Origin of the sequence: Kitasatospora sp. NPDC056800 (assembly GCF_042789775.1) — a bacterium.
In the GTDB taxonomy this organism is placed as follows: domain Bacteria; phylum Actinomycetota; class Actinomycetes; order Streptomycetales; family Streptomycetaceae; genus Kitasatospora.
The window spans coordinates 1-6,359 of sequence record NZ_JBHUAL010000320.1 but is presented as its reverse complement, the minus strand read 5'-3'; the positions used below and the strand labels follow the sequence as shown (position 1 = coordinate 6,359).

Below are 6,359 nucleotides of genomic sequence, written 5' to 3'. Positions count from 1 at the left end.
GGCACGAGGCCGGGCCCGCGGCCTGCTCGGCGGCCCGTGGAGGGCCGGTCCGGCAGGGATCCGTCAGAGAGCGCCCAGGAGGGCGCCTCAGGCGGCCGGGAGGGCGTCCAGGGCGGCGCGCAGCCGTCGCAGCGTCTCCGGGCGGCCCAGCAACTCCATGGACTCGAACAGCGGCGGGGAGACCCGCCGGCCGGTGACGGCCACCCGCAGCGGCGTGAAGGCGAACTTGGGCTTGATGCCCAGCCCCTCCACCAGCGCCTCGCGCAGCGCGGCCTGGATCGGCTCCGGGGTGAAGTCCGCGAGCTCCTCCAGCGCCTTGATGCTGGCCTCCAGCACCGGGCGGGAGTCCGCGGTCAGCACCTTGGCGGCGTCGTCCGGGTCGAGGGCGAACTTCTCCGGCGCCACGAACAGGAAGCCGGCCATGTTCACGATCTCGCTCAGCACGACCATCCGCTCCTGGGTGAGCGGCGCCACCTTGGCGAGCAGGTCCAGCTGCTCGGCGGTGGGCTCGGCCGGCAGCAGCTCGGCGCCCTGGAGGAACGGCACCAGACGGCGGACGAAGTCCTCCGGGGCCAGCCGGCGGACGTGCTCGGCGTTGATCGCCTCGCACTTCTTCAGGTCGAAGCGGGCCGGGTTGGCGTTCACCTTGGCGACGTCGAAGGCGGCGACCATCTCGTCCATGTCGAACAGGTCGCGGTCCTCGGCCAGCGACCAGCCCAGCAGGGACAGGTAGTTGAGCAGGCCCTCGCGGATGAAGCCGCGCTCGCGGTACAGGTTGAGCGAGGACTGCGGGTCGCGCTTGGAGAGCTTCTTGTTGCCCTCGCCCATCACGTACGGCAGGTGGCCGAAGCGCGGGGTGGTGCCGTCGCCGACGCCGATCTCGGCGAGCGCGGCGTACAGCGCGATCTGCCGCGGGGTGGAGGACAGCAGGTCCTCGCCGCGCAGCACGTGGGTGATGCCCATCAGGGCGTCGTCCACCGGGTTGACCAGGGTGTACAGCGGGGCGCCGTTGGCCCGGACGATGCCGTAGTCCGGGACGTTCTCCGGCTCGAAGGTGAGCGTGCCGCGCACCAGGTCGTCGAAGGAGAGGGTCTTGTCGGGCATCCGGAAGCGCAGGATCGGCTCGCGCTTCTCCAGCTTGTAGACGGCGACCTGCTCGTCCGTCAGCTCGCGGCAGTGGCCGTCGTAGCCGGAGGGCTTGCCGGCCGCGCGGGCGGCCTCGCGGCGGGCGTCCAGCTCCTCGGTGGAGCAGTAGCAGTGGTAGGCGTGGCCGGCCTCGTGCAGGCGGCGGGCGACATCGGCGTAGATGTCCATCCGCTGCGACTGCCGGTACGGCGCGTCCGGACCGCCGACCTCGGGGCCCTCGTCCCAGTCCAGGCCGAGCCAGCGCATCGCGTCGAGCAGCTGGTTGTACGACTCCTCGGAGTCGCGGGCGGAGTCGGTGTCCTCGATCCGGAAGACCAGCGTGCCGCCGTTGTGGCGGGCGTAGGCCCAGTTGAACAGGGCCGTGCGGACCATGCCCACGTGGGGGTTGCCGGTCGGGGAGGGACAGAAGCGAACCCGGACGGCCGGGTCAGTGTTAGCCACGCTTGATCACCTTGTTGGTGAGAGTGCCGATGCCTTCGATGGAGACGGCGACCTCGTCGCCGACGTTGAGGGGGCCCACCCCTGCGGGCGTGCCGGTGAGGATGACGTCGCCGGGCAGCAGCGTCATGGCCTCGGAGATGTGGACGACCAGCTCGGCGACCGAGCGGACCATCAGGGAGGTGCGGCCGGTCTGGCGGAGCTCGCCGTTGACCGTGCAGGTGATCGCGAGGTCGCTCGGGTCGAGGTCGGTCTCGATCCACGGGCCCAGCGGGCAGGCCGTGTCGAAGCCCTTGGCCCGGGCCCACTGGCCCTCGCGCTGCTGGACGTCCCGGGCGGTGACGTCGTTGGCGCAGGTGTAGCCGAGGATCACCTCGGGCACCCGGTCCAGCGGCACCTCGCGGCACATCCGGCCGATCACCACGGCGAGTTCGGCCTCGTGGTGGACGTCCGAGGAGAACGGCGGGTAGGCGATGCTCTCGGTCGGGCCGATCACCGAGGTGGACGGCTTGAAGAAGGTGAGCGGGACGTCCGGGACGTCGTTGCCCAGCTCCGCCGCGTGCGCCGCGTAGTTGCGGCCGACCGCCACGATCTTGTTCGGGAGCATCGGGCTGAGCAGCCGGACGTCCTGGAAGCGGTAGCTCTCGCCGGTGGGCTGGGGCTGGCCGAACGGGTGGCCGGCCAGCGCGTGGACGACCAGCGACTCGGGCCGGGAAGGGTCGCCCTCCACTACGCCGAAGGAGACGCTGCCGGCGGCAGGGCTCCCTTCCCGGACGGAAAACCTGGCAATGCGCACGGCTGGGCTACCCCTCGCTTCGTCGGCCGCCCGGGGCGCGCCCGGGCGCTGGAGGGCTCCCGCCCGCAGTGGGCGCGGCCCCGTCAATCGGCCTCCAGGCTATCGCGTGGGGCCCCGGCTGACCGCTTTGCCCCTGTTCAGGACGGTCGGGACGGAAGCGCGCACCGCGCGACGCCGAGGGCGCCGCCGCCACCGGTGTGACGACGGCGCCCTCGGCGCGGTGCGGTGCGGTGCCGTGCGGGGTCAGTCCTGCGGGACGACGACCGGGGCGACCATCAGCTGGGTGCGGCGCGGGTTGGCCGTGGCGGCCGGCAGCTCGGTGCCGTAGGTCAGTACGTCCTCGGGCTTGCGGGCACCCGGGATCGTGCTGAAGTCCTCGACCGAGGCCAGCGTCGTCCGGCGCGGGTTCGCCGTGGGGCGGCAGGACAGCGTGGACTTGGTGGCGTTCTTCGCCTGGGACATCGAGAGCACCTCGTGGTCATGGCCTGGCCGACCGCGGCGGATCGGCACCGGCCTGATGGATTCCGATTGATTCGGAGGGGTTCTGGGCAGGCTGATCGGGGCCGTGCTCCGGAGACAGCCAGGTTACGAGATCTCATTCCATAGAGACCGTGACCAAAGCTACACATTAGACTGTGATTTTGCTCACAAATTGACGAGCAAAATACAGATATCCGACATATCGTCGCTCCGGGACTTTCCGACATTCCACCCGATAAGGGGCATTCCGGAAGGTCTGTGACTCTTCCCGATCCCGGGTCTGCTTGGCATGTATCCGGCGAGTGTCCGAAAAAGGCGGTATTCCGGTCCTGTTACCGCACAGTCAGTGAGATCGCACAAGCGGTCGGTAGCGCCGGACCCCCGGTACCTGCGGCCCTTGTTGGGATTCCCCGGCTGTGCTGGAATGCGACGGACCGTGGGTAGGGAGTGGTCCACCCCGGTGCCCGCTCTCCCGGACCGGCCGGGGGGCGGATGGAAACTCGACACCGTCCAGGCCGTGGCGACGCGGCGGGACGCCCGGTCCAGAGGTTGCGACGCCAGTGCAGGGACGTTTCAAAAGGGGTAGCGGCGCCGCGGGGAACCCGGAGTCGCGCGAGCCTGTGGCAGCCCCCCAACAGGCGGCGGCCCCCGGCGGCCCGGCCGAGCCGGTGACACCCGAGGCCCTCGGGCGGCCGGAGGAGGACGGGCAGGAGCGGAAGTCCGCCCGGGACAAACTCCGGACCTCGCTGACCAGGCGCCGCGCCACCGGTCTGAACCGGCTCGCGATGCGCAACTGGCGCATCCGCACCCGACTGATCGCGCTGCTCGCCCTCCCCGTGATGGTCTCGCTGGTCCTCGGTGGCCTGCGCATCCAGACCTCGATGGAGAACTCGCAGCAACTCGCCCAGATGGCCAACCTGTCCGACCTGGCCAAGAAGGCGACCAACCTCGCGGACGCGCTGCAGACCGAGCGCGACATCAGCGCCGGCCCGATCACCCACGACCCGACCGCCCCGCTGGACGACGACATCGTCGCGGCCCGCAAGTCCACCGACGACCTGAGCCGCACCTTCACCGCGTCCTCCGACAAGTTCGAGAACCTCGAACTGTCCGGCGGCAAGGCGCTGTTGCTCCAGATCCGCAAGGACCTGAACTCGATCGCGGACACCCGCAGCCTGCCGTACCAGAACAACCAGAACATCCAGTCGACGATCACCGCCTACGACGTGATCATCCGAGACCTGCTGTCCATCACCCAGGACATCGCGCTCGCGTCGAACAACAAGGACCTGGTCGTCTCCACCCGCGCGCTCCAGCAGTTCTCGCTGGCGAAGAACGCGACCTCGCAGCAGCGGGCCCTGATCAGCGCCGCACTCGCCAACCCGAAGACCCCGGACCTCAGCCCCAGCGACGAGTCCTTCGGTATCCGTCTGCGCAGCTCGTACGACAACGCGATCGCGAGCTTCAACAACATCTACACCGCGCACGACCTGGACAACCTGCGCAGCCAGCTGAGCTACAACTCGGTGGTCGCCGACGCCGACCGCTACGCCTCCGCGATCCTCACCCAGAGCGGCATCCGCCAGACCGAGGCGGTCAGCTACAAGGACTGGTACGAGAAGGCCAGCTCCAAGATCACCGCCGAGCGCCGGATCGAGTCCAAGCTCATCGAGAACCTGGACGGAAAGGCCCAGGACCTCCAGTCCCAGGCCGACGCCGACGCCCTGATCATCGGTGTCGCGGTCGCCCTGGTGCTGCTCGTCGCCCTCGGTGGCGCCGGTCTGATCGCCCGCTCGATGGTGCGCTCGCTGACCCGCCTCCAGGCCGCGGCCGAGGACGTCGCCGAGCGCCGTCTGCCCGAGCTGGTCAAGACCCTCTCCGAGGCCGACCCGCACGACGTCGACACCACGGTCGAGCCGGTCGCCGTCGACTCCACCGACGAGATCGGCCACGTGGCCCACGCGTTCGACATGGTGCACAGCGAGGCCGTCCGCCTCGCCGCCGAGCAGGCCCTCCTGCGCGGCAACATCAACGCGATGTTCACCAACCTCTCGCGCCGCAGCCAGGGCCTCATCCAGCGCCAGCTGTCGCTCATCTCCGAGCTGGAGAGCCGCGAGGCGGACCCGGACCAGCTGGCCAACCTCTTCAAGCTGGACCACCTCGCGACCCGCATGCGCCGCAACGGCGAAAACCTCCTCGTCCTCGCCGGTGAGGACCCGGGCCGCCGCTGGACCAGGCCCGTCCCGCTGGTCGACGTGCTCCGCGCCGCCGCCTCCGAGGTGGAGCAGTACGAGCGCATCGAGCTCGCCGCCGTGCCGTCGGCCGAGGTCGCCGGCCGCGTCGTCAACGACCTCGTCCACCTGCTCGCCGAGCTGCTGGAGAACGCCACCTCGTTCTCCAGCCCGCAGACCCGCGTCCGGGTCACCGGCCACGCGCTGCCGGACGGCCGCGTCCTGGTCGAGATCCACGACACCGGCATCGGCCTGAGCCCCGACGACCTCGCCGAGATCAACGAGCGCCTCGCCAACCCGCCGACGGTGGACGTCTCGGTCTCCCGCCGCATGGGCCTCTTCGTGGTCGGCCGCCTGTCCCTGCGACACGGCATCCGCATCCAGCTCCGCCCCAGCGACTCCGGCGGCACCACCGCGCTGGTCATGCTCCCGGTGGACGTCACCAATTCGGGCGACCGCCGCGGCGCCGGCCGGCCCGGCTCCGGCCAGGGCAAGCAGCAGCGCGGGGTCACCCCGACGCCGCGCCAGCAGCGCCAGGTGCCGCCCGGCCGCCAGAACGGTCCGGCCGCGCTCGGCCAGGGCGGTCCGGCCGCCGGTGCCCCGCAGGGCGGCCGTCCGCAGCTCGGCCAGGGCGGTCCGGGCGCTCCGACCGGTCCCGGTCCGCAGGGCGGCCCGGGCGCGCAGGGCGGTCCCGGTGCGCCGGGCGGTCCCGGTGCGCCGGGCGGTCCGGGTGCGTCCGGCGGCGGTCTGCCGACCCGCAAGGTCGGCCAGTCGCTGCGGGAGAACCCCGCCCCGCAGGGCGGCGGTCAGCAGGGCCAGGGCCAGCGGCCCGCCCAGCCGCAGCAGAAGCAGCAGGCCCCGCAGAAGCAGCAGAACCAGCAGGCTCCGCAGCAGGCCCAGCAGGGCGGTCTGCCGCAGCGCGCCCCGGGTCGCCAGGGCCCGCCGCAGAGCGGCCCGAACGGCCTGCCCCGCCGCGGCCGTCAGCAGCAGCCCGGCCAGCCGGGCCAGCCCGGTCAGCCCGGCCAGCCGCAGCAGGGCCAGCCGCAGGCCGGTCAGTCCCAGCCCGGCCTGCCCGGCCGGCCCGGCCAGGAGCGTCCGCGTCCCGCCGGCGGGTTCGACGGCGGTCCGGGTGCCCGGAGCGGCGAGCAGCCGCAGCACGGCCGCCCCGGCGGTCCCGGCGGCCCCGGCGCGCCGCAGCAGGGCGCCCGTCCGGGCAACCGTCCGCAGGACGGCCTGCCGCAGCGCCGTCCGGCCCCGCAGGGCCCCGG

General features: G+C 72.0%; 4 protein-coding genes. 1 reads left to right on the top strand and 3 read right to left on the bottom strand.

Translation table 11 applies throughout. The annotated features are described in order from the left end of the window. Positions 1-87 precede the first annotated feature (87 nt). The 3 genes from gltX to ACFRQN_RS39230 all read right to left on the bottom strand — a co-directional run bounded on the left by gltX (position 88) and on the right by ACFRQN_RS39230 (position 2,842). The gene (gltX, locus tag ACFRQN_RS39240; protein WP_380670510.1) at positions 88-1,587 is read right to left on the bottom strand and encodes a glutamate--tRNA ligase; all 1,500 of its coding nucleotides are present in this window, start codon (positions 1,585-1,587) and stop codon (positions 88-90) included. Beyond that, on the bottom strand, positions 1,580-2,380 hold the full coding sequence (locus ACFRQN_RS39235) for a fumarylacetoacetate hydrolase family protein (protein WP_049658604.1): 801 nt from the start codon (positions 2,378-2,380) through the stop codon (positions 1,580-1,582). Before ACFRQN_RS39235 ends, gltX begins: the two co-directional genes overlap by 8 nt. Positions 2,381-2,623: 243 nt before the next feature. Further along, positions 2,624-2,842, bottom strand: coding sequence for a hypothetical protein (locus tag ACFRQN_RS39230; RefSeq protein ID WP_049658602.1), 219 nt, complete (start codon positions 2,840-2,842; stop codon positions 2,624-2,626). A gap of 638 nt (positions 2,843-3,480) precedes the next feature. Between ACFRQN_RS39230 and ACFRQN_RS39225 the strand changes: the two genes are divergently transcribed. Next, positions 3,481-6,359 (top strand): nitrate- and nitrite sensing domain-containing protein (locus tag ACFRQN_RS39225; RefSeq protein WP_380745410.1); only part of this gene is annotated, 2,879 nt, incomplete at its 3' end.